At 73.0% G+C, this 23,342-nt stretch carries 18 protein-coding genes; 10 read left to right on the top strand and 8 right to left on the bottom strand.

Annotated features, from left to right (window positions below):
- The first annotated feature begins 166 nt into the window (after window positions 1–166).
- On the top strand, window positions 167–1,825 hold the full coding sequence (locus tag VLY81_RS01640; RefSeq protein WP_324669289.1) for a thiamine pyrophosphate-binding protein: 1,659 nt from the start codon (window positions 167–169) through the stop codon (window positions 1,823–1,825).
- Entirely contained in the window at window positions 1,822–4,305 is a 2,484-nt protein-coding gene (locus VLY81_RS01635; RefSeq protein WP_324669288.1) for a VanZ family protein, read from the top strand. The genes VLY81_RS01640 and VLY81_RS01635 overlap by 4 nt, the downstream gene beginning before the upstream one ends.
- Here the strand turns inward: VLY81_RS01635 and VLY81_RS01630 are convergent.
- Complete coding sequence (locus VLY81_RS01630; protein WP_324669287.1) at window positions 4,302–5,447, bottom strand: M20 family metallopeptidase; 1,146 nt, start codon at window positions 5,445–5,447, stop codon at window positions 4,302–4,304. The two genes, VLY81_RS01635 and VLY81_RS01630, sit on opposite strands and share 4 nt — an antisense overlap.
- 112 nt (window positions 5,448–5,559) lie before the next feature.
- Between VLY81_RS01630 and menC the strand changes: the two genes are divergently transcribed.
- The 3 genes from menC to VLY81_RS01615 are packed head-to-tail and all read left to right on the top strand — an operon-like array spanning window position 5,560 to window position 8,849.
- Complete coding sequence (gene menC, locus VLY81_RS01625) at window positions 5,560–6,669, top strand: o-succinylbenzoate synthase (RefSeq protein WP_405001401.1); 1,110 nt, start codon at window positions 5,560–5,562, stop codon at window positions 6,667–6,669.
- A 4-nt stretch (window positions 6,670–6,673) separates the two neighbouring features.
- Complete coding sequence (locus VLY81_RS01620) at window positions 6,674–7,504, top strand: GNAT family N-acetyltransferase (RefSeq protein ID WP_324669285.1); 831 nt, start codon at window positions 6,674–6,676, stop codon at window positions 7,502–7,504.
- A complete protein-coding gene (locus VLY81_RS01615) occupies window positions 7,497–8,849 on the top strand; it encodes a trans-sulfuration enzyme family protein (RefSeq protein ID WP_324669284.1) in 1,353 nt (450 codons plus the stop codon). Before VLY81_RS01620 ends, VLY81_RS01615 begins: the two co-directional genes overlap by 8 nt.
- On the opposite strand, the gene VLY81_RS01610 is transcribed toward VLY81_RS01615, so the two are convergent.
- Window positions 8,837–10,294: an aldehyde dehydrogenase family protein gene (locus tag VLY81_RS01610; RefSeq protein WP_324669283.1), complete on the bottom strand. Its 1,458-nt coding sequence runs from the start codon at window positions 10,292–10,294 to the stop codon at window positions 8,837–8,839. The two genes, VLY81_RS01615 and VLY81_RS01610, sit on opposite strands and share 13 nt — an antisense overlap.
- A 59-nt stretch (window positions 10,295–10,353) precedes the next feature.
- Complete coding sequence (locus tag VLY81_RS01605; RefSeq protein WP_324669282.1) at window positions 10,354–11,622, bottom strand: dicarboxylate/amino acid:cation symporter; 1,269 nt, start codon at window positions 11,620–11,622, stop codon at window positions 10,354–10,356.
- Window positions 11,623–11,774: 152 nt separating this feature from the next.
- Between VLY81_RS01605 and VLY81_RS01600 the strand changes: the two genes are divergently transcribed.
- On the top strand, window positions 11,775–12,488 hold the full coding sequence (locus VLY81_RS01600) for an HD-GYP domain-containing protein (protein WP_324669281.1): 714 nt from the start codon (window positions 11,775–11,777) through the stop codon (window positions 12,486–12,488).
- A 147-nt stretch (window positions 12,489–12,635) separates the two neighbouring features.
- Here VLY81_RS01600 and VLY81_RS01595 read toward each other — a convergent pair whose 3' ends face one another.
- Window positions 12,636–14,723 (bottom strand): putative bifunctional diguanylate cyclase/phosphodiesterase, encoded by a 2,088-nt coding sequence (locus VLY81_RS01595; protein WP_324669280.1) that lies wholly within the window; start codon window positions 14,721–14,723, stop codon window positions 12,636–12,638.
- Window positions 14,724–14,863: 140 nt separating this feature from the next.
- Between VLY81_RS01595 and folP (VLY81_RS01590) the strand changes: the two genes are divergently transcribed.
- Entirely contained in the window at window positions 14,864–15,802 is a 939-nt protein-coding gene (folP, locus tag VLY81_RS01590; protein ID WP_324669279.1) for a dihydropteroate synthase, read from the top strand.
- On the opposite strand, the gene folK is transcribed toward folP (VLY81_RS01590), so the two are convergent.
- Window positions 15,793–16,308: a 2-amino-4-hydroxy-6-hydroxymethyldihydropteridine diphosphokinase gene (gene folK / locus VLY81_RS01585; protein WP_324669278.1), complete on the bottom strand. Its 516-nt coding sequence runs from the start codon at window positions 16,306–16,308 to the stop codon at window positions 15,793–15,795. The genes folP (VLY81_RS01590) and folK overlap by 10 nt on opposite strands.
- Before the next feature lie 58 nt (window positions 16,309–16,366).
- Between folK and folP (VLY81_RS01580) the strand changes: the two genes are divergently transcribed.
- A complete protein-coding gene (folP, locus tag VLY81_RS01580; RefSeq protein WP_324670442.1) occupies window positions 16,367–17,602 on the top strand; it encodes a dihydropteroate synthase in 1,236 nt (411 codons plus the stop codon).
- Between the two features lies 1 nt (window position 17,603).
- On the opposite strand, the gene VLY81_RS01575 is transcribed toward folP (VLY81_RS01580), so the two are convergent.
- The 3 genes from VLY81_RS01575 to VLY81_RS01565 form a co-directional block, all read right to left on the bottom strand.
- Window positions 17,604–18,086, bottom strand: coding sequence for a ferritin-like domain-containing protein (locus VLY81_RS01575; RefSeq protein ID WP_324669277.1), 483 nt, complete (start codon window positions 18,084–18,086; stop codon window positions 17,604–17,606).
- A gap of 89 nt (window positions 18,087–18,175) precedes the next feature.
- The gene (locus tag VLY81_RS01570; RefSeq protein WP_324669276.1) at window positions 18,176–20,098 is read right to left on the bottom strand and encodes a S9 family peptidase; all 1,923 of its coding nucleotides are present in this window, start codon (window positions 20,096–20,098) and stop codon (window positions 18,176–18,178) included.
- Window positions 20,099–20,114: 16 nt separating this feature from the next.
- Window positions 20,115–21,569, bottom strand: coding sequence for an MFS transporter (locus tag VLY81_RS01565; protein WP_324669275.1), 1,455 nt, complete (start codon window positions 21,567–21,569; stop codon window positions 20,115–20,117).
- Window positions 21,570–21,714: 145 nt separating this feature from the next.
- Here VLY81_RS01565 and VLY81_RS01560 point away from each other — a divergent pair, with 145 nt between their 5' ends.
- On the top strand, window positions 21,715–22,500 hold the full coding sequence (locus VLY81_RS01560; RefSeq protein ID WP_324669274.1) for a hypothetical protein: 786 nt from the start codon (window positions 21,715–21,717) through the stop codon (window positions 22,498–22,500).
- Between the two features lie 57 nt (window positions 22,501–22,557).
- Entirely contained in the window at window positions 22,558–23,235 is a 678-nt protein-coding gene (locus tag VLY81_RS01555; RefSeq protein ID WP_324669273.1) for a hypothetical protein, read from the top strand.
- The last annotated feature ends 107 nt before the right edge of the window (window positions 23,236–23,342 follow it).

Genomic DNA, 23,342 nt, shown 5'->3' with positions numbered 1-23,342 from the left:
CCCTCCCGATCTCAGATCCGCCAGGAAACGACCCGGCTCCCGGACAACCCCATGGTGGGTCCCTCCATGCCATTCGACGGGACCGGGGCAAAGCCTACGGGTCCCAGCGACGCGAGCGCGGCCGGCCCCGAGCGGGGGCCGGCAGGCACCGGGAGGAGGACGTGCGGTGAGGGTGGCCGCCATCGTCGCCGACTTGCTGGAGCGGGCCGGGGTGCGTCACGTCTTCGGCGTGCCGGGCGAGAGCTACCTGCCGCTGCTCGACGAGGTGGCCGCCCGGCCGGGGCTCCGGTTCGTGACGACCCGTCACGAGAGCGGCGCCGGTTTCATGGCCGACGGCTACGCCAAGGCCTCCGGCGGCATCGGGGTAGCCATGGTGAGCCGGGGCCCCGGACTGCTCAACCTGGCCATCGCCCTTCACCAGGCTCACCAGGATGCGTCGCCCGTCGTGGCCATCGCGGGGCAGGTCGGCACCCCCAAGCGCGGGCGCCACGCCTTCCAGGAGTTGGCGATGGCGCGCTCGCTGGGTCCTGTGGTCAAGTGGGCCGTGGAGGTGACGCGGCCCGAGAGGGCCGCCGAGGCAGTGGCGCAAGCGCTGGTGGTGGCTCGTCTCGGCCGCCCGGGCCCCGTGCTGGTGGCCCTGCCCGAGGACGTGCTCGAGGCCGACGGCGGCGAGACGGTCCCTGCCCTGCCCGCCGCCGACCCGCCCGTGCCGCATCCGGAGCGCCTGGAGCAGGCCCTCGACTGGATCGAGCGAGCCGAGCGCCCCGTGGTGGTGGCCGGGCGCGGCGTGCTGATGGCCGGGGCCAGCCAGGCCCTGGCGCGCTTCGCGGAGGCCTTCGCGCTGCCCGTCTACTCGGCGTGGCGGCGGATGGACGTCTTGCCCAACGACCACCCGTGCTACGCCGGCACGCTGGCCTTCGCCAACGACCCCGAAGTGGTGCGACCGCTGGAGCAGGCCGACGTGGTCGTCGGCATCGGCACCCAGTGGAACGAGGTCACCTCCCTGGGCTACCGCGTGCCGCGGGAGCGTCTGGTCACGGTCGACGTCGACCCGGTCAGCATGGCGCAGGCCGCGACCAGGCTGCCGGCCCGGGAATGCCTGGCGCTGGTGGCTGATGCCGGACTCTTCCTGCGGGCCGCCCTGGCTCGAGGTCCCCGCCGGGAGGTCTCCGGCCGTCACGCCCTGGTACAGGCCTGCCATGCCCGGTACGAGCGCTTCTCGCGTCCGCCGGAGTCGACCGGCGGTCCGCTCACCCCGACAGCCGTCGTGGCAGCGCTGCGCCGCCTCCTGCCCTCCGAGGCCGCGATCGTCAGCGACGCGGGCAACTTCGCCACCTGGTACCAGCGCTACTACCGATTCCGGCAGCCGGGCACGCACTTCGCCCCCGTCTCGGGCGCCATGGGCTACGGCCTGCCCGCCGCCATCGGCGTGGCCCTGGCCGATGGCGCGACGGGGCGATGGGGCCCCGAGGGTCGGCCGGTCGTGGCCCTGGCGGGCGACGGCGGCTTCCTCATGACGGCGTCGGAGCTGGCGACAGCCGTACGACTGGCGTTGCCGGTGCGGGCGCTGGTCTTCGACAACGCCCTGTACGGCACGGTCTACGCTCACCACCGACGGCGCACCGACGAGCCGGCCCGCCTGTCGGTCCACGGCCTGCTCAACCCGGACTTCGCGGCGCTGGCGCGGGCCTTCGGCGCGTACGCCGAGACCGTGGAGCGGGTCGACGCCGTGGAGCCGGCGCTGCGTCGGGCCCTGGCAGCCGAGGGGCCGGCGGTGCTGCACGTGCGGGTCGACCCGGCCCGGCTTCACGCCTTGGAGGGATGAGCATCGTGCCCCTATCCGACCGGCCCGGCGACGACGCCCTGCGCCAGCGCCCCGCCGACGCGCCTCTCCAGCACGGGGAGACGAGCCGCGCCTGGCGCGCCCTGCTGCGGTGGCTGCCGGCCACCGCCTACATGGTGGCCAACTGGCTGGTCTCGGGCCTGCCGGGGGATCGGCTGGACCGGCTGGTGGCGCCCGATTGGCTCATGCACGGCCTCGCGTACCTCGTCTTCGGGGTGACGCTGGAGGTGGCCTGGCGAGGTCGGCCGCACGCCCCGCTGCTGGCCCTGGCCACGGCCGTGCTGTACGCCGGCGTGGACGAGTGGCACCAGAGCTGGGTGCCCGGGCGCAGCCCCTCGCTCGCAGACTGGACGGCGGACGTCATCGGCGCGGCGGTGGGCGTGTGGGGAGCGAGTTGGCTGCAGACGGGACGACGGCGGGGCGGCACCGGCCCCCAGCGTGAGCGCCCCTCGACGCGGCGCAGGGCCGGCTCGGCGGGGCTCGTGGCCCTGCTCGCGTTGCTGGCGCCCGGGTCGGTGCAGGCGCCCGGCAGCCCATCGCTGTCCGACCTGCACACCTGGATCGACGAGGCCGAGCGAGCCCTGGTGACGGGCGACGCCGCCGGCGCCCTCCGGCAGCTGCAGGGCATGGAGGCCGCCGAGGTGCCCTGGACCCCTTACGCCGCGTGGCGGCACCGGACGCTGGAGGCTCGGGCCCGGCTGGCGCTGGGCGAGCCGGAAAGGGCCGTCGAGGCGGCCCGGGAGGCGCTGGCCGTCGCATGGGAGGACGACCGGCTCGAGGCGCGCCTGCTGCTCGCCCAGGCGCTGGCGGCCGCTGGAGAGCCCGTGGCCGCGATGGATGCGCTGCTGGCGGCCGCCGAGGATCCCCTCCTGGCCTACCGCGGCCCGTTGCGGGCGTCGGTGCTGGCCCAGCTGGCTCGAGTCGCCCCCCAGGCGGCGGCGGACGGCCCGGAGGGGGAGGCGCGCCGGCTGGGTTACGCGCGGGCGCTCTATCGCTCGGGGCGATGGCAGGATGGCGTCGCGGTCCTGTCGGCCACCGAGTGGCGCTGGCTCACCGTCGACGCGTGGACCGAGCTGGCGCGGGGCCTGGAGGCGCTGGGGCAGCGCGGCCGACAGGCGGAGCGGCTGCGGCAGGCCCTGGAGGAGGCGGAGCGTCAGGGGCTCCCGGCGCCGCGGGTGGCCGCGCTCCGCCTGCAGCTGGCCGCCGCCCTGCAGACCAGCGACCGCGTGGCGGCCGACGCTCTGCTGCGTCGGGTGGTCGAGGAGGCCCCCGGTACCGCGGCCGCGGGGGAGGCCCTGTCGAGGCTGGTGCGGCAGTCGCTGGATGACGGGGACGTCTCGGGTGCCCTGCAGCTCGTGGACCGACTCGGGCCCGCTGCGAGGGGCACCACCGGGTGGCAGGAGGCGCTGGCGGCCACCTTCGCGGCCGTCTGCGACCCCCAGGCCCTGCGGGCCGTGGAGACCGGCGATGGGCCCTCGGGGGTCGTCTCCCTGGGGCTCGCCCGGCAGCTGTTGCGGCAACTGGGCGACGCCGGCGTGCGGGATGCCTGGCTGCTCTACTGGTCGGCGCGCCTCGAACCAGACGCCCGAGCGGAACGGGTGCGCCGGCTCCTGGAGTCCTACCCCCTCTCCTACTACGCCGCCCTGGCGCGGGAGCGCTGGCCGGAGCTGGCATCCGGACGCTCGACGCTGCCCCAGCTCGAGCCGGGCCACCGGCCCCCGACGGCATTCCTGCCCCCCGATGTCGAGGCGTTGCGGGCCGCCGGCCGGGTACGCGACGCACTGCAAGAGTTGCGCTATCGGCTCGCCGCTGCAGCCGAGCCCGTGGCCTCCGCCTCGCAGGGCGACGCCGACCTGGCGGCATGGTGGCCGACCCTGGTCCGATGGGAAGAGGAGGCGGGCGACCACCGCGCGGCCATGCGCCATGCCCAGCGGCTGCTACCAAGCAGTGAGGCCTGGGTCTGGGCGGCCGTCTTCCCACGGCCCTATGAGGGGCTGGTGCGGGCAGCGGCAGCCGACGCACAGGTGGACCCTCTGCTGGTCTGGGCCGTGATGCGGGAGGAGAGCGCCTTCGCCCCCGAAGCCCTCTCCAGCGCCGATGCCCACGGACTGATGCAGCTCTTGCCCTCGACGGGCCGATGGATGGCCGATCGTCTGCGCCTACCCTGGCAGGGAGCCGAGAGCCTCTGGGACCCCGCCGTCAACGTACGGCTCGGCAGCGCCTATCTGGGCTACCTGCTGCAGCGATACGGCGACCCGCGGGTGGCCGTGGCGGCCTATCACGCCGGCCCGGGCCGGGTGGATCGCTGGCTGCAGGGCGGCCCGCCGGCGGACGTCGAGCTCTGGGTCGAGCGGATCCCCATCGCGGCCACCCGCCGCTACGTCCAGAGCGTCGACCGCTCGTACCGCATCTACCGGGCCCTCTACGGCACCCAGGGCACGGCCCTCGCCCCCCGGGCCTAGAGGCGCTCCAGCAGGCAGGCCAGCAGGGCGGTGCGTCGCGGCAGCTCGCTCAGGTCCACGTACTCGGTGGCCGCCGAGTGCGCGCCGTCACCCACGGGGCCGAGCCCGTCCAGGGTCGGCAGCCCCAGCTCCGCTGTGATGTTGCCGTCGCTGGCGCCTCCCACCGACGCCTCCGCCAGCTCGATGCCCAGCTCGGCCGCGGCCTCCCGGGCCTGCCGGTAGAGCTCGGCCACGGCCCCGGTGCGCTCCAGTGGCCAGCGGTCGACGCCTCCCGTCACCTCGACGCGAGCGCCGTCGGAGGCGGCAAGTGCGCGCATCTCCCGGTCCACCCGCTCGGCCTCGGCCCGGGTGACGAAGCGCACGTCGACGTCGGCCCAGGCCCGCTCCGGCACCACGTTGGGCCGCGTGCCGCCCCCCACCACGCCCACGTTGACGGTGGTGCCGTCGGAGGGCCGGGAGAGGCCGTGGGCGGCCAGGACCAGCTGGGCCAGCGCCACGATCGCGCTGACGCCCCGCCCGACGTCGTTGCCGGCGTGGGCGCTCTTGCCCGTCACTTCGATGCGATAGCGGGCGACCCCCTTGCGCGCCGTCTTGACCGCCCCACCCGGTGCCGCCGGCTCCAGCACCAGGGCCAGGGCCGCCCCCCGGGCTGCCCGCTCGATGAGCGCCCGGGAGGAGCCGCTGCCCACCTCCTCGTCGGCCGTCACCAGCAGGCGCACGGCACGCCGGGGAGCCGACCCCATCGCGCAGAGCGCCTGCACCGCCCAGGCCATCATCACCAGGCCGGCCTTCATGTCGTAGGCTCCGGGGCCGTAAGCCCGCGAGCCCTCCGTGCGAAACGGCCACGCCTGCAGCGTGCCCACGGGATAGACGGTGTCGAGATGCCCCAGCACCAGCGCCGCGCCGCCATCCGAGGCCTCGGGGGCCAGGGTCACCTCCAGGTGCACGCCCACGCCGGGCACGGGATGCCGTCGCACGCGCGCCCCGAGCCCCTCCCACCGGCTCGCCACCACGTCCGCGGCCGCTCTCAGGGCGGCCTCCTCTCCCGACGGGGTCTCCAGCCGGACCAGCTCCTCGATCTCCGCGATCATCTGCGAGCGATGGGCCTCCAGGTATTCGGCCAGCGCCTGGGCTCGCGCCATCGGATCCGCCTCCCGTCCCATCATCGCGCCGGTCGACCCGACCCCCGCTGAGAGAGGGATGCCACTCGGCACGCCGTAGTGTCGTGGCAGTCTCCCGCAGGAGGTCGTGGCAGTGCGCGTGGAGCGCGTGGAGCTGCGCGTCGTGCGCATGCCCCTCAACTTCGTCTTCGAGACCTCGTTTGGCAGTACCACGGAGCGGTCCATCCTCCTGGTCACCCTCTACGGCGAAGGGCTCGAGGGCTACGGCGAGTGCGTGGCGGACGAGGCGCCCCTCTACCGAGAGGAGACGGTGGAGACGGCCCGCAGCGTCCTGTCGCGGAGCATCCTGCCGCGCGTCGTCGGGCGAGACTTCGCCAACCCCGAGGCCCTGGTCCAGAGCATGGCACCCATCCGGGGCAATCGCATGGCCAAGGCCGCTGTGGAGACGGCCTTCTGGGATCTGTGGGCCCGCTCCCTGGGCCGCCCCCTGTGGCAGATCTTGGGCGGGGTGCGCCAGGAGGTTGCCGCCGGGGTCAGCCTCGGCATCCAGCCCTCCATCGAGGCCACCCTCGAGGCGGTGGCACGCCACGTGGCGCAGGGGTACCGCCGCATCAAGCTCAAGATCCGGCCCGGCTGGGACGTGGCCGTGGTCGAGGCGGTGCGCGAGCGCTTCCCCGACATCCCGCTGACGGTGGACGCCAACTCGGCCTACCGGTTGAGCGACTTGTCGACCTTCGTGGCGCTCGATCGCCTCGGGCTCGACTACATCGAGCAGCCGCTGGCCTTCGACGACCTGCACGACCACGCCCTGCTCCAGGCACGGCTCAGCACGCCCATCTGCCTCGACGAGTCCATCACCAGCGCCCGGGATGCCCGCATCGCCCTGGCGATGGGCGCGGCCCGGGTCATCAACGTCAAGGTGGGCCGCGTCGGCGGCCACCTGGAGGCGCGCCGGGTGCACGACGTAGCCGCCGCCTTCGACGCGCCCGTCTGGTGCGGCGGCATGCTGGAGGCCGGCATCGGGCGCGCCCACAACCTGCACATCTCGACGCTGCCCGACTTCACCAAGCCGGGGGACGTGGCCAGCGCGAGCCGCTACTGGGCCCGCGACATCATCCGCGAGCCCCTGGAGGCTCATGACGGCATCATGCGCGTGCCCGACGGGCCGGGGATCGGCGTGACGCTGGACCGGGAGTTGGTCGAGCGCATCACCGTCGGCGACCCGGTCGTGGTGGGTGGCTGAGGCCATGGATCGCTACACGGTACGCCCCCTGGAAGGGGCAGCCGAGTTCAAGCAGGTGGAGGCCATCCAGCAGGCCGCATGGGGCATGACCGACCTGGAGGTGGTGCCGGCGGCGGCGATGATCGCCATCGCCAGCGAGGGCGGCCTGGTCGCGGGCGCCTTCGACGGGCCGAGGCTGGTGGGCTTCGTCTTCAGCTTTCCCACCGCCGATCCCCACCGGCAACACTCCCACATGCTGGCGGTGAGGCCCGAGTGCCGGGGCGTCGGGGTCGCCGTGCGCCTCAAGCTCTTCCAGCGGTCGTGGTGCCTGGCCAGGGGCATCCGGCGGGTGGACTGGACCTACGACCCGTTGATGGGCCTCAACGCCAACCTCAACGTGCGCAAACTGGGATGCGTGGTACGCCACTATCTGATCGACCACTACGGCCCCTTGAGCGGTATCAACGCGGGCACGCCCACCGACCGGTTCCTGGCGGAGTGGCACCTGACCAGCCCGAGAGTCGAGGCCGCTCTCCGGCGACTGGCGCGGGGCCCCATCGAGGAGACGTCCGAGGTGATGCCCGGCGTGGCGTCGCTTCCCGTGGCCAACCGGGTCGACGGCGAGCGACCCGCGGGGTTCGACCTGCCCGACGCGCCCCGCTTCGCCGTCCAGATCCCCCACGACTTCGCCGATTTGCTCCGCAGCGAGCCGGAGCTGGCGATGCAGTGGCGCATGCATGCCCGCGAGGTCTTCACGGCGAGCTTCGCCGCCGGCTACCAGGTCGCGGGCTTCGTGCGGGAGGGCCACCGCAACCTCTACATCCTCGAGCGAGGAGAGGGATGGGACCATGCCTGAGGCATCCGAGCCTTTCGAGCGGCACGACCGGTCGTGGCGCCTCGAGACCGTCGCGGCCCGTGCCGGGCACGATCGCCCGCCCGTGGAGGAGCGACCGGTCTCGCCGCCCATCTATCAGACGGCCGTCTTCGAGTTCGACAGCCTCGCGCACCTGGCCCGAGTCGAAGCGGCTCAGGGCACCGGCCCGCCCCGCAGCTTCTCTTACAGCCGGGAGGCCAACCCCACGGTGGCGACGCTGGAGCGGTCGGTGGCGGCCCTGGAGGGCGCCGAGGACGCCTGGGCTGCCGCCTCGGGCATGGGCGCCATCTTCACGACCCTGTGGGGGCTGCTCGGCCCGGGCGATCACGTCGTGCTGCCCGAGGAGGTGTACGGGGGCACCTACCGGGCGGTGGCCGAGGAGCTGGCGCGCTTCGGCGTCACCTTCACCCAGGTGGACGTGGGCGACCCGGCGGCGGTGCGCCAGGCGCTACGGCCGTCGACCGGGGTGGTGCTGGCCGAGACCATCAGCAATCCCCTCATGCGAGTGCCCGACCTGCCCGCCCTGGCGAGCCTCGTGCGGGAGCACGGGCGCTGTCGGCTCGTGGTCGACAACACGTTCGCCACCCCCATCCTCTGCCGGCCCCTGGCGCTGGGGGCGGATCTGGTGGTGGAGAGCGCTACCAAGTTCATGGGAGGGCACGGCGACGTCTCGCTGGGCGTCGTGGCCGGCCCGGCGGAGCTGGTCTCGCAGATACGGCGCAAGGGCATGGTGCTGGGCGCCACGGCCGGCCCCTTCGAGGCCTGGCTGGTGCTGCGGGGGCTCGAGACACTGGCGCTTCGCATCCAGCGGCAGAGCGCCAATGCCCTGGAGCTGGCGCGCCGGCTGGCCGCCCATCCCGCCGTGGAGCGGGTCCACTATCCCGGACTCGAGCCCGCCGGCGGCCCGGCGACCCGGGTGCTGTCGGGCGGATTCGGGGCCATGCTGGCCTTCGTCCTGCGCGACGCGTCGCCGTCGTCCGGCCCGCAGTCGCCCGTGCCGCTCGTGGTCGAGCGCTTCGTGACGGCGCTGGAGATGGTGCGCCTGGTCCCCAGCCTGGGCGAAGTCTGCACCACCCTCTCTCACCCCGCCTCCACCTCGCATCGCGCCCTCCCGCCCGATCAGCGCCGGCGGCTCGGCATCGTCGACCGGCTGGTGCGGGTCTCGGTCGGGGCGGAGGCCATCGACGACATCTGGCGCGACGTGGAGCGGGCGCTGGCGCAGGTGGCCCGGGCAGCGGGGGTCGGCCTCCCCGTCACGCACCGCACGCCAGGATCGCCTTGCCCGGGTCGAGCAGCCCGCGGGGGTTCCCGGGCTCAGCCCTCGTAGCGGAGGGCGACGGTCTTGAGCTGGGAGTAGAAGTCGACGGCCACCTTGCCCTGCTCCTTGAAGGGGGTGCCGGAGGCCTTGGTCCCGCCGAAGGGCGCCTGGAACTCGACGCCCGCCGTGGGCACGTTGACCCCCACCACCCCCGCCTCCACCTCCCGGATGAAGCGGTGCGCCCGGGCCAGGTCGCGGGTGCAGACCGAGGCCGACAGGCCGTAGCGGGTGTCGTTGGCCAGCCGGACGGCCTCGTCGAAGTCCGCGGCCTCGAGGATGGCCACCACGGGACCGAAGATCTCCTCCTGGGCGATGGTCATCTGCGAGCGCGCCTCCACGAAGACCGTCGGCGCGACGTAGAAGCCCCGCCCCAGCTCCCCCTCCGTCAGGCGGCGGCCTCCCAGCACCAGCCGGGCCCCCTCCTCGACGCCGGTACGGATGTAGCCGAGGATGCTCTCCATCTGGGTCTCGTCCACCACGGGCCCCACGTAGGTCGCCTCGTCGAGGGGGTCGCCGACCCGCAGCGCCGCCGCCCGCTCCACGAAGCGCTCCACGAACGCCGCGGCGATGGGCCGCTCCACGATGATCCGGCTGGTGGCGGTGCACCGCTGCCCCGCCGATCGGAAGGCGCCGTCCAGCGCCACCTCCACGGCTCGCTCCAGATCGGCGTCGGCCAGCACGACCAGCGGGTTCTTGCCGCCCATCTCGCACTGGCACCGCAGGCCCCGGCGCGACGCGTCCTGGTACAGCCGGGAGCCGACGGCCGTCGAGCCCGTGAAGGAGACGGCCCGCACGCCCTCGGCCCCGAGCAGTGCCTCGCCCACCACGGAGCCGGGTCCCACCACGGCGTTGAGGACGCCGGGCGGCAGCCCCGCCTCGGCCAGGGCCCGCACCAGCTCCAGCCCCGTGGCGGGCGCCTGGCTGGCCGGCTTGAAGACGACGGTGTTGCCGGCCACCAGGGCCGGCGCCAGCTTCCAGGCAGGGATGGCGATGGGGAAGTTCCACGGGGTGACGATGCCGACGACGCCCAGCGGCTCCCGCACGGTGAAGAGGAAGACCCCCGGGCGGGATGATGGCAGCGTCTCGCCCGCCAGCCGGGCTCCCTCGCCCCCGAAGTACTCCAGGATCTGGGCGGCCCGCGCCACCTCGGCCCGTGACTCCCCGATGGGCTTGCCCTCCTCCAGGCTCAACAGCCGGGCGATGGACTCGGCGCGGCTGCGGACGATGGCGGCCGCCCGGTACAGGATCTCGCCCCGACCTACGGGGCTGGTGCGGCTCCACCCCGCCAAGGCGCGCCGGGCGGCCTCGACCGCCCGGCTGACGTCGGCCCCGGACGAGCGTGGCACCTCCGCCACCACCCGGTCCCGGTCCGCGGGGCTGCGATCCTCCTGGACCTGCCCGTCGAGTGCGGGCACCCACTCACCCTCGATGAAGTTGTGGTACCGCTCCGCCATCGGCGCTCCCCCCTCGCCCAGGCTCGGGCGGCGGTCTCGCCGCGGGGCGGCCGCGCCCGTCAGCTCGGCACACCGACCCCCTCGGCCGGCGCCCGGGTCGGCGCCTCCACGAAGTCGGGCTCGGTGCGGGCCACGACCTGGGTGCCGACGAGGTCGCCCGTCACGTTGCACATGGTCCGCACCATGTCGAGGATGGCGTCGATGCCGGCCACCAGCCCCACCGGCGCCATCGGCAACCCCGCCTGGGTGATGGCCAGCGACAGCATGATGAGGCCCGCGCCCGGCACGCCAGCGGTGCCGATGGAGGCCAGCACCCCCGTGACGATGACGCCCAGCAGCTGGCCCGGTGTCAGATCGATACCCGCCACGTTGGCCACGAAGACCACCGACGCCCCGATGTACAGCGCCGTGCCGTCCATGTTGATGGTGGCCCCCAGCGGCAACGAGAAGCCGTACAGCGCCTCGCGAATGCCGAGCCGCCCGGCGGCCCGCATGGTGACGGGCAACGTGCCGTTGCTGGAGCGGGTGACGAAGGCCATCGCCATGGGCTCCTGCGCGGCGCTCCAAAACCGGCGGAGCCCGACTCCCAGCAAGGCGAGCAAGAGCGAGTAGAAGAGGATTTGAAGGAGGACCCCGCCGTACACCACGCCCGTCAGCTTGGCCAGGGGCACCAGCGCCGCGACACCGGTCCGCCCCAGCGTCACCGCGATGAGGGCGAAGACGCCGATGGGGGCGTACTCCAGCACGCCCCGTACCAGCACGAACATGACTTCATTGATGCCGCGGAAGATGGCCAAGAGGCCCTCGCTCAGCGACGCCCGCCCCGCCTCTCCCGAGTGGCGCAGCGCGCCCAGCGCCACGCCCACCACCAGGGCGAAGAAGATGACGGCCAGCACGTCGCCCTGCGCCAGGGCCGCGAACGGATTGGTGGGGACGATGCCCAGGAGCACCTGACTGATCGGCGGCGGCATGCGGGCCTCGCCCCCCTGGCCCGGCATCGACAGGCCCTGGCCCGGGCTCACCGCCAGCGCCAGCAACACGCCCAGCGTCACTGCCACGGCCGAGGTCAGCAGGTAGTAGACCAGGATCTTGACCCCCGCCCGGCCCAGCTGCGACGGCCGGATGGAGGCGGCCCCCACGATGAGGGTGAAGAAGACGAGCGGCATCACCAGCATCTGCAGCAGCCGCAGGAAGAGCGTGCCCAGCGGCTGCACGACCTCGATGGACGGCCCTACCACGAGTCCCGTCACGGCGCCCGCCACGAACCCGATCAGGACCTTCCAGATGATGGGAAAGCGCCAATAACGCTGCCAGAAGGACTCCTGCACCCGCCGCCACCCCCCCGGCTCGAGCCGGTGATTTGACCCCGGGTATTGGACGGGCCGCCTGGCATCCCTTCGGGACGAATGTCCTGAAAGGAGGCCCTTCTCTGGTCGATAAGCGGAATGGGCGGAGCCTCACCGGGACAGGATCGAGCCGGATGGCAGCTGCGGGGCCGGATGCGTCGTCTTCTCACCTGCTGGCCTCTCTGCGCCAGGTCGAGACGGCCTTCGACGCCACGTTGGGGGCCCTGGCCGCGGCGCTCGATACGCGCGCCCAGGAGAGTCCCGGCCACTCCCAGCGCGTCGCCGCCTACACCCTGGAGTTGGCCACGGCCGTCGGCATCGACGACCCGGGCGTGCTCGCCAACCTGCGTCGAGGCGCCATCCTCCATGACGTCGGCAAGATCCTGGTGCCGGAGAGCATCCTGCGAAAGGCGGGCCCGCTCAACGCGGACGAATGGCGCATCATGCGCCTGCACCCCGAGCTGGGCTACCAGATCCTGCAAGGCGTCGCCTTCCTACGGGACGCAGCCGAGATTCCCCTTTACCACCACGAGCGCTGGGATGGCTCCGGCTACCCCAGGGGCCTCCAGGGGCCCCAGATCCCGCTGTCGGCCCGGCTGTTCGCGATCGCCGACTGGCTCGACGCCATCACGTCGGAGCGCTCCTACCGACCCGCCGAGAGCTTCGAGAAGGCCCGGGAGACCATCGCACAGGCCGGAGGGCGCGCCTTCGACCCCGAGATCGTGGAGGCCTTCTTGGCCATCCCGGTCGCCCGCTGGGAAGCGCTGCGCGAGGAGGTCGGTCGGGCCTCCCCCATCACCCTGGGCATCCTGCCGCCGGGACGGATGACGCCCGGGTCGCGAGCGTGAGCCGCGGCGGACCGCCTGTGGACACAGGCTGTGGAAACCCTGTGGACGAGTCGTTGGTCGACGGCCTCGGAGGCCGCCACGACGCCATCTTCCCCGGCCACGTGTAGTGTGGATGATCGGTGTATAGCGGGCGCGACGATCGGGTGACTATCGCCCCACCCCGTCGCCCCGGTCAGGCGACGCCAGCAGCTCCTCGGCCAGGAAGGGGCGGCCCAGGTAGTAGCCCTGGCCGAAGCGTATGCCCAGCTCTCGCAGGGTGACGGCGGTCGGCTCGTCCTCGATCCACTCGGCGACGGTCTCGGCTCCCAGCTCCTGAGCCACCCGTCGCATGGCCGCGACCACCCGCTCGTCCATCTCGCTGCGTGCCACGCCCCGCACCAGGCTCCCGTCGATCTTGACGTAGTCGATGGGCACCCGTCGGAAATAGCCGAGCGAGGAGTAACCCGCTCCGAAGTCGTCCAGCGCCAGCTGGGCCCCTCGAGACTTGAGCGACTCGACGAACCGGGTGACGGCCTCCCCCTCCGGCAGCGAGTGGCGCTCGGTCAGCTCCAGCACCACCCGCCGCGCCAGGCCCGGATGCCGATCGAGCGTCTCCAGCAAGAGCCGGCGATAGCTCGCCTCCCCCAGCAGATCCAGCGCCACGTTGACGAAGAGCCGCCGCTCGCCCAGCCTGCCGCTGGCCCACAGGTCGGCCACGTGCTGCAGCATCTGCGACTCCAGCTGCTCCATCAACCCGTACGCCTCGGCCTCCCGGATGAAGCGGCTGGCCTCGATGACCTGGCCGTCCCCCTTGATGCGTGCCAGGACCTCGTATCCCCAGATCGCGCCCGAGCGCAGGTCGACCACCGGTTGGAGGGCGGGCACGATGCGTCCATCCAGCAGTGCCCGTCGGACCTCCTCCCCGCGTCCGTAGGCCTGGAGCCGCAACGAGTGGGAGGCCGGGTCGAACATGGCCAGCGGCACGTGCTGCTCACGCGCCGACAAGAGGGCGGTGTCGAGAGCGTTGAGGAGCTCGATGCGGGTGCGCCCGTGATCGGGAAAGGCGGCCACGCCCGCGGTGGCCCTGACGGGTACGCTGGCGCCGCCGACCTCGACCGGCGAGCCGCAGACCCGGTCCAGGACGGCGCGGGCGGTGGCGAGCGCCTGCTGGGCGTCCACGCCGGGCAGCAGCACGGCGAAGGCGTCGCCCCCGATGCGCCCGATCCGCTCGGCCAGCCGTACCGCCTGCTGGAGCCGCAACGCCACCACCCGCAACACCTGGTCGCCCGCGCTGTGCCCGAAGCGGGCGTTGACCTCGGTGAAGCGGTCCAGGTCCAGCACCACCAGCGCGAACGGTCGCCCCTCGGACCGACTGCTCTCCACCTCGTCGCCGACGAACCGCTCGAAGCGCTGGCGGTTGTACACGCCCGTCAGGGGGTCGCGGTCCCGCATCGCCTCGGCCCGCACCAGTTGCAGCCGCACCAGGCGCTCGCTCTCCTGGCGCGCCCGCTCCAGCGAGGCCACGTAGAGCCCCGTGGCCACCGCGTCGGCGATCTCCTGGAGCAGCGAGAGCCATCGGCCATCGGGATGCCACGCGCCGGCCGCGTAGAGACCCATCACGCCCAGTACCCTGCCGTGGTGCTTCATGGGCAACGCCACCGCCAGCCGGGCCCCTGCCCGCGCCAGGGCCCGCTGGGGGTCGTCACGGGGCAACTCGTCGAGCGCCACGGTCGCGGCGCGCCCCTCGCGCAAGGCGATGGAGGCGGGGCGGGAGAAGAGGAGCCGCTCGGCATGTCCGGAGCCCGGGGCCTCGTCGCCCCCGCCCTCTCCGAAATCGCACTGGCCCCAGAGCCGCACCCCCGTGCCCGACTCGTCGAGCGCGGCGATCCAGGCAGCTACCAGGTGGCGCCCGTCCACCAGCAGGCGACAGGCGTCGTCCACCAGGCGTCGGGGTTCGTCGCTGCGACCGAAGAGGCGCTGCACCGAGGCGAGCAGGCGCAGGCCGTCGTTGAGCAGACGCACCTGGTCAGAAGTGCGCTCGAGCGCCCGCAACTCGACAGAAATGGCCCGGAAGAGCAACAGCCCCGTCACCAGGACGAAGAGGAGCCCCTTGGCGATACTGGCGGCGGGCAGCCACGACGCGCCGGGGGGCAGCACCCGGTACAGCAGGAGATCGGAGACGAGGATCCATGCCCAGGCGACGACGAGATAGACGACGACGGGACGCCACACCCGCTGCACCCTCTGCCGGCCCATTCCCTCAACCTCCTGGCAGCGCCACCTTGGGCTCGCGGCCTGGCAGGAAGTAACGACTCCGTGCCGAAGCGCAGGCCCCACCGACCGGCTCGACGACCGGGGCCGGTGCGGCCCATCCCAGCGCCGGGGAGGGTCGGCTGGTGCAAGACGCCCCCCGCACGGTGACGTTCGGCCCGAAGCGCTTCTGCTTTGGACGCCGCACCTACGTCATGGGCGTCCTCAACGTGACGCGCGACTCCTTTTCCGACGGGGGCCGCTACCTGGCCTTCGATCGGGCCGTCGCCCGGGCCGAGGAGATGGTCGAAGAAGGAGCCGACATCATTGACGTCGGCGCTGAGAGTGCCCGTCTTGAGGCCGAGAAGTTGGACCCCGCCGCGGAGCTGGAGCGCCTGCTGCCCGTCATCGAGTGGATCGCTCGCCACCTCGAGGTGGCCATCTCGGTCGACACGTACAAGAGCGTGGTGGCGGAGGCCGTCTTGCAGGCCGGTGCCCACATCATCAACGACATCAGCGGCCTCCACGAGGACCCCGAGATGGCAGGCGTGGTGGCGCGCCACGGGGCGGGGCTCGTCGTCATGCACTTGCAGGGCAGCGCCCGCCAGCCGGCACGCCAGCCCCGCTACGACGACGTGGTGGCGGAGGTGACGGCCTACCTGCAGGCGTCGATCCAGACGGCCCGACAGGCGGGCGTCGCGCCGGACCGGATCATGGTGGACCCCGGCATCGGCGTGGGCAAGCTGACCGAGCACAACCTGGCCCTCCTGCGGGAGCTCCCGCGGCTCAAGGCCCTGGGCCACCCGATCCTGGTGGGCCACTCGCGCACCAGCGTCATCGGCAACCTCGTCGACGCCCCCATCGGGGACCGCCTGGAGGGGACCCTGGGCGCGACCGCCGCCCTGGTGGCGCTGGGGGTGGACGTGGTACGGGTGCACGACGTGCGCGCCAACGTACGCGCGGCCCGCGTGGCGGATGCCATCCTGCGAGGCTGGACCCCGCCGTGGCCGTGGGCCTTCGACGCGGTGACCGGCGAGCAGCGGCGGCCGTTGCGCTCCCTGCGGGAGCTGGCGCGTCAGGACTGACCCCGCAGCGGCCCGAGGCGGCGCACCTGGCCGCTCACGTCGCCCAGCGACCGCAGGTGGTCGGCGACCGAGCGGCCGGCCACCATCAGGTCCGGCGCGATCTCGGCCAGGGGCACCAGGACGAAGGCCCGCTCCAGCATGCGGGGATGAGGCAGGGTCAGCTCGGGAGAGGCCAGATGGGTCTCGCCGTAGAGCAGGATGTCGATGTCGATGGTGCGGGGCCCCCAGCGCACCCTGCGCACCCGCCGCAGCGCCGTCTCGATGGCCTGGAGGCCCCGCAGCAGCTGCTCGGGGCCGAGGGTGGTGGAGATGGCAGCCGCCAGGTTGAGGAAGTCCGGCTGGGAGACGGGCCCCCACGGCCGGGTCTCGTAGACGTCCGATAGCCGCTCGACGGAGGTGTCGGATAGCGCGGCCACCGCATCGACGGCCCGGCGCAGGTTGGCCGCCCGGTCCCCGAGATTGGAGCCCAGGCTGAGGTAGACGACGACAGGCGAGGTGGTTGGCATGACCGTCTCACCCATTGTAGCACCGCCAGCGGGAGGCGGTGGCGCGCGCCTGTTGCCGGTGCGCACCCGCCGCTACGCGGTGGGCGAGCGGACCTACGTCATGGGCATCCTCAACGTCACGCCCGACTCCTTCTCCGATGGGGAGGCGTACCTGGAGCCTTCCGCCGCCATCCGCCGGGCCCTGGAGATGGTGCAGGAGGGCGCTGACCTCATCGACGTCGGGGGCGAGTCGACCCGGCCCGGCTCGCAGGAGGTGCCGGTCGACGAGGAGCTGCGCCGGGTCCTCCCCGTCATCCGAGCCGTGTCCGCGGAGACCGACGTGCCCGTCTCCATCGACACCCGCAAGGCCCGAGTGGCCGAGGCTGCGGTAGAGGCGGGGGCGCAGCTCGTCAACGACGTCTCCGGGCTCGCCTACGATCCCGACATGGCCCGCACCGTAGCCCGCCTGGGCGTCGGGGTGGTCATCATGCACATGCGCGGCACCCCCGCCACCATGCAGGGCCTGACCACCTACCGGGACGTGGTGGCCGACTCCGCCCGGGAGCTGGTCGAGCGCCTGTACGCGGCCCTGGCGGCCGGAGTCGACCCCGATCGCATCGTCGTCGACCCGGGCTTCGGCTTCGCCAAGACGGCCGAGCACAACTATGAGCTGCTGGCACGCCTGGGCGAGTGGCACCGCCTGGCGACGCTGCCCGGTGCACCGGCGCCGCCGCTGCTGGTGGGGACGTCCCGCAAGAGCTTCGTCGGCAAGGCCCTGGGTGACGTGCCCCCGCTCGAGCGCCTGGAGGGCACCGCGGCCACCGTCGCGCTGGCCGTGGCCGGGGGGGCCGACATCGTCCGGGTGCACGACGTGGCGGCGATGCGCAAGGTGGCGGCCGTGGCCGATGCGGTCTGCCGGGGGCCGTGGCGCCGCTGCCAATCGCCCCCGGAGCGGACGTACACCGTCGAGGTGCAGGGCATGACCTTCTCGGCGCGCCACGGCGTCTACGAGGCGGAGCGGGCCGCCCGGCAACCCTTCGCCGTCGACGTGCGGCTCTGGCTGCGGACGGCCCCTCGCGACGACCGTCTGGAGACCACGGTCGACTACGCCGAGGTGTACCGGGCCGTGCAGGAGGTGGTGGAGGGCCCCAGCGTCCAGCTCATCGAGACCCTCGCCGACCGGGTCGCCGACGCCATCGTCGCCCGGTACGGGCCGCGCCTGCGCCGGCTCCAGGTCCGGGTGCACAAGCCCGGCGCCCCCCTGGGCGGCCCGGTCCAGGACGTGGCGGCCACCGTGGAGCGTGCTGGGACCTGACTCACCGCTTGCCCAGCAAGTTCTCCAAGAACTCCTCGTGCCCCACCTCGTCGGCCAGGAGCTCCGTCACCAGGTGGTACGTGACGGGGTCCTTGCCGAAGGTCATCTTGGCGATGCGGTTGTACGTCTCGATGGCACCCGCCTCGGCCTTGAGCTGATCCTCCAGCATCCCCCGGGCGTCGGTGCGATCGGGGCGGGGCGCCGTGAAGGGCGCGTTGGCGCCCGCCTCCCACTGGGAGGGCGGCACCACGGGGTCACCGCCCAGCTCCTGGATCCGCTCGGCCAGGCGCCGGGCATGCTCGAGCTCCTCCTTGGCCTCCTCCTGGAAGTGCTCGGCCAGCTCCTCGCCGTCGAAGCCCTCCGCCACGGCGGCGGTGATCCAGTACGAGTAGAAGGCCAGGAGCTCGTCCAGGTAGGCCCGCTTCAACTCCTGCACCAGCTGCCCCACGTCGAGCTCGACGATCTGCCGTCCCTTGGCTCCCATCGATGTCCCCCTCCTCGAGCGAGCCTGGCGTCCGCACCCATTATACCCCCGGCCGGGGCCCGGCCCAATCGCCCGAAGCGTGGGGCCGGTCAGGCGAAGACGACGTACCGGCGCAGGAACGATTCCACCGCCCGATAGAAGGCCTCCACCGTCTCACGCCGCCGCCAGCCGTGGCCCTCGCCCGGATAGACGTGGTACTCGTGGGGCACCCCCCGGAGCCGCAGCACCTCCACGATGGCGTCGGACTGGTTCTTGGGCACGACCCGGTCCTCGTCGCCCTGGAAGATGGCGATGGGGTCCCGGATGCGGTCCGCGAAGAAGACCGGCGAGCGATCCCGGTAGGCCGCGGACGCTTCGGGCAGAGGGCCCACCAGCGAGTCGAGGTAGCGCTCCTCGAACTTGTGCGTCTCGTCCGCCAGGGTGAAGAGGTTGGCCACCCCGTACAGGCAGATCCCCGCCTTGAAGAAGCCGGGATGGGTGGTCAACGCACGCAGCACGGTGTAGCCACCGGCGCTGCCCCCCATGATGACCAGCCGGCCGGGGTCAGCCAGTCCGGCCTCCACCATGGCCCGGGCGCCGCTGATGGCGTCGTCCACGTCGTGAATGCCCCAGTGGCCCTTCAAGGCATCCCGATAGGCCCGACCGTAGCCCGTGCTGCCCCGGTAGTTGACCTCCAGCACCGCATAGCCCCGGCTGGTGAAGAAGGCCACGGCCGGCGACCACTCGGCCTCCGCCTGGGAGGTGGGACCGCCGTGCACGCGCACGATGAGCGGGGGCGGCCCATCCGACCGAAACTCCGGGTGCGCGGGCGCGTAGTAGAGGCCGTGGACGTCGCCGCCCTGGGGCGCCCTCCACGTGCGCGGCTGGGGCGCGCTGAAGTACGAGGCGGGAATCTCCTCGGCCTCGGAGCGCCGCCAGACGGCCCCCTCCGACCCATCGGCGTCGACCGTGACCAGCCGCCACGGGATGGAGGGCGACGACGCCAGCAGCGCGATGCGGCCGTCCGCCGGCGACACGGCGATCTGGTCCAGGGCCGTGTAGGCCCCCAGCGGGCCGCCATCGGAGCCGCCCAGCCTCGAGGCCGCCCGGCGCTCCACGTCGTAGGCCCACAGCTCCCCGAAGCCCTCCCGGCTCCGCAGCACGAAGACCCGCCGGCTGTCGGGGCTCCAGGCCAGTGTCCGCATGCCCTGCACCCAGGCGGGCCGCCCGTGCTCGGCCGGCTCCGCCCAGACGGCCCTCACTCGCCGCTGCTCCAGGTCGTACAGGTGCAAATTGCCCCAGCCGCCCTCGTCGCCGACGTAGGCCAGCCAGCGGCCATCGGGCGAAAAGACCGGCTGGAAGACGGACATGCCCGACCCCTCGCCGCCGACCAGGGTCTCGACCCGCGTGGCGACCGGCAGCCGCCCGCCCGCTCCGCTGCCCCCGTCGAGATGGACCAGCAGGAGGGCCGTCTCGTCCCACGGCATGCTGGGGTGCCGCCAGGCGACCAGGGCCAGCATCCGCCCGGACGGGTGCCACGCCGGCTGCATGTAGAAGTCGTGCCCCGAGACCAGCACCTGAGGCCAGGCCCGGCCTTCGGCGTCGACCACGGCCAGCACGTCGCGGCGCTCGTAGGAGTGGACGTAGACGACGAGATGCCCGTCGGGCGAGGGCGTCGGCGAGGCTGGCGACCCGAAGGCGGGTATCAACGGCCGGGCCGTCCCCTCCTGCAGAGGCTTGCGGTAGAGCCGGGCGTCGTCGCCCACGAAGTAGACGACGCCGTCGCCCACCCCGAAGTCGCCGCCCCCGTAGCCCACCCGTGCCCGCACCGAGACGGCCGGCGTCAGCTCCCGCATCGCGGCGCCCGGCGCGCCCGGCTCGGCGGCCACCAACACGCCCTGCCCCGACCGCTCCTCGCGCCAGACCAGGGCCCGCCCGGAGGGGTCCCACGCCACGTCCGTCAGGCGCACTCCCGCGGCCATGCGGGCCGGCGTCAGGGGACTGGGCCACAGCCCGTAGGGAAGCTTGCCCATCGTGTCGCCTCCTCGCTCACTGCTGGGCCGGGGCGGCGCGTTCGCGCCAGGCCCGGCGCCCCGGGCCGGATGAGCTGGTGCGGGCGGCCCACGCCGCCACCGCCCCCAGCAGGGCGAAGGCCGCTCCCGTGCTCATCGCCGCGTGCATGCCGGAGAGGAAGAGATCCAGGTCCGCGGCCGCCAGCTCGGGGCGCCCACCCGCTGTCGCCATGAAGACCGCGCCCGACACGCCGATGCCCAGCACCATCCCGATGTTGCGCATGCTGGCCAGCATCCCGCCGGCGATGCCGAGCCGATCCCGGGGCACGCTGCCCATGATGGCGCTGTTGTTGGGCGTCTGAAAGAGGCCCGCGCCCAGGCCAAGCACGGCCAGACGCCAGAAGATGCCCGAACCCGATGCCCCCGCGTCGAGCTGGCTCATGCTGACGATGCCGGCGGCCAGGATCGTCATCCCCGTCACGGCCGGCCAGCGCGAGCCGAAGCGATCGGACAGGTAGCCGGCCAGCGGCGCCACCACCATCATCGCGGCCGGCAACCCCAGCATGACCGTGCCAGCCCGATCGGGCGGCATGCCCAGCGCAAACTGCAGGAAGAACGGCATCAGGAACGTGACGGAGAACTGCGCCATGAAGTTGGTGAGGGCACTGGCGTTGGCCAGGACGAAGACCCGGTTGTCGAAGAGGGAGAGGTCCACCATGGGTGCCGCCGCACGGCGCTCCACCGCCACGAAGACGAGGAGCCCCACCACTCCCAGGGCCGCCAGCGCCAGCGTCGCGGGCGCCCTCCATCCCCAGATCTCCCCCTGGCTCAGGGCCAGCAGCAGGGAGAAGAGGGCGCCGAAGAGGGTCAGTGCGCCGGGGACGTCGAAGGCCGCCGGTCGCACCGCCGTCGGCGGTGGCAGCACCCGGTAGGCCCAGGCGATGCCCACCAGCCCGATGGGTAGGTTGATGTAGAAGATGGAGCGCCACCCGAGATGCTCCACCAGGAAGCCTCCGAGCACGGGTCCGATGGAGAGCCCCACGGCGACGGCCACCGCGTTGAGCCCGAGCGCCCGGCCGCGCTCGGTGGGCGCGAAGACCTCGGTGATGATGGCCGGCCCCGACGCGAGCATCATGCCGGCCCCCAGGGCCTGCACCACCCGGAAGGCGACCAGCCAGCCGATGCCCCCGGCCGCGCCGCACAAGAGGGACCCCAGGGTGAAGACCGCGAAGCCTCCCAGGTAGATCCGCCGGTGGCCATACATGTCGCCCAGCCGTCCCCACGTCAACAGGACGCTGCTGATGACCAGCAGATAGGCCATGGCGATCCACTCCGCCATGGCCAGCGTGGTCCCGAATCTCTGCGTGATGACCGGCAGGGCGATGTTGACGACGCTGCCATCGACCGGACCCATCAGCGTCCCGATCGCGATGGCGGAGAGGATCTGCCACCGCCGGGGGTGAGGCTCTGGCAGGCGGGACTCGCTCGACATCCTGGATTCCTCGACCTTCGCCCCCATTCGGGGTGACCCGGGTAGGTTCACCGCCCGTTGCGTCATTCCTTCCCGGTCGGACCAGCAGAGTCGACGGGTGGGAGGCGCCCAACGTCACCATACTCTCCAGCAGAGGGGTGACGACATGCCGTACGAACGATGGCTGCGAGTGGGAGCGGCCGCCTCGGTGCTGCTGTTGCTGCTGGCCGGTGGCGCGCTGGCCGGGCAGTGGCGAAGCTCCCAGGAGGCCGCACGGCTGCGCCAGCAGATCGCCCAGCTGGAGCGAGCCCGTCAGCAGTCGGAGGGCGAACGACGGACCCCGGCCGAGAAGGCGTCGCCCGTGGCCCTGACGCGGGTGCGGGTGGTGCCGGAGCGGGTCTCGGGCTCCTTCTCGGTGCAGGCCACCGTCACCAATCGCCTGGACCGTCAGCTCGCCCAGCCCGTGCACGCTCTCCTCATCATCAGCGATCCCGAGGATCCCGAGGCGGAGCCGCGGGTGCAGCGGCGCCAGGCGCTCATCGCGGCCCTGGCACCGGGTGACACCACCACGGTGGTGCTGGAGGGGTTCGAGTCTGGGGACCCTCGCCTGCGCCACGAGGTGCTGGTGAGCACGCCCGCGGTGGACCCCCAGCGCACGGCCGAGACGGTGGCCAAGGTGATCCCGGAGGTGGTGGCCCCGGCACGCCAGCCCCAGCAGCAGGCCGCTCCCCAAGAGCAAACCACGCCCCCGCAGCGCCCATCGACGTCAGCGCCCCAGGCGCAGCGTCCAGAGTCCCAGCGGCCGCCCGCCAACGCCACGCCCCCGGCCGCGGAGCAGCCGACGCCGTCGCCATCCGACAGCCAGCCCACGGACCAGGGCACCGGTCAGACCCCGGAGGATGAGCGCGCCGCGGAGGACGGGGACCAGGGCCGAGATGACGACCAGGGTTGAGGGCCATCCACGCCGGACCGAGGAGGCTCGCCTCCCGCCGACTCGAACCAGTAGCGCATGACGTGGATCCTGGTCGTGGCGCTGATGGTGGCAGCCAGCTTGCAACCGGCGCGAGGCGCCGACGAGGGGCCGCCTCCCCTGCCCTACGTGCGGGGAGGCAGTCGCTGGCTCTATACCTCCGACCTGGGAGCGGTGCGGGTCCGGCTGGACGAGGAGCCCGGCGTGGTGGACGGCGCGCGCCGCTACCGCTGGGAGATCCGCGTGGCCGGCGCCGCCATGGAGGAACAGCTGGCTCTGCGCAGCTCGGGGCTCTTCACCGTGGACCGCGTCTTCTCGTTTCTCGGGCGGCCGCTGTGGCGGCTGGCCTTCGATCCGCCCGAGCTGACCATCGCCCTCCCCCTCGAGGTGGGCCGCCGGTGGCAATGGCGCAATCCCGTGGTCAGCGGCTCGTCGCGGGGATGGGACGAAGTGGAGGGCGTCGTGGAGGCCCTGGAGCGGGTGGGGGTACCCGCCGGCGTCTACGAGGCCTACCGCATCCGGCTGTCGCGTAAGGACACCTGGGGCAGCCGCCTGGAGAGCCTCATCTGGCTCGACCCGGAGGTGGGGGTCGTCAAGGCCGATGGGCTGCTGCGCTGGCCCGGGCTGGCCGGCTCCGTCCAGCGCCTGCTGGGCCTGGACCGACTGCGGCTGAGCCTCTCCGAGGCGCACGTCGAGGCGTCCGCCCCTCCCTCGTGAGATCGCTGTCAACGGCGAGGCGGCCGAGAGCAGGGAAACCGTAGTGGTACTGACGAACTTTACTGCTATCTACCGGCCGTCTCGGACCGGCCGCTGGCTCACGAGCC

The sequence above is a fragment of the Limnochorda sp. LNt genome, assembly GCF_035593265.1.
Taxonomy (GTDB): Bacteria; Bacillota; Limnochordia; order Limnochordales; family Geochordaceae; genus Geochorda; species Geochorda subterranea.
The sequence above is the reverse complement of the archived record's forward strand: the minus strand, read 5'-3'. Positions and strand labels throughout refer to the sequence as shown.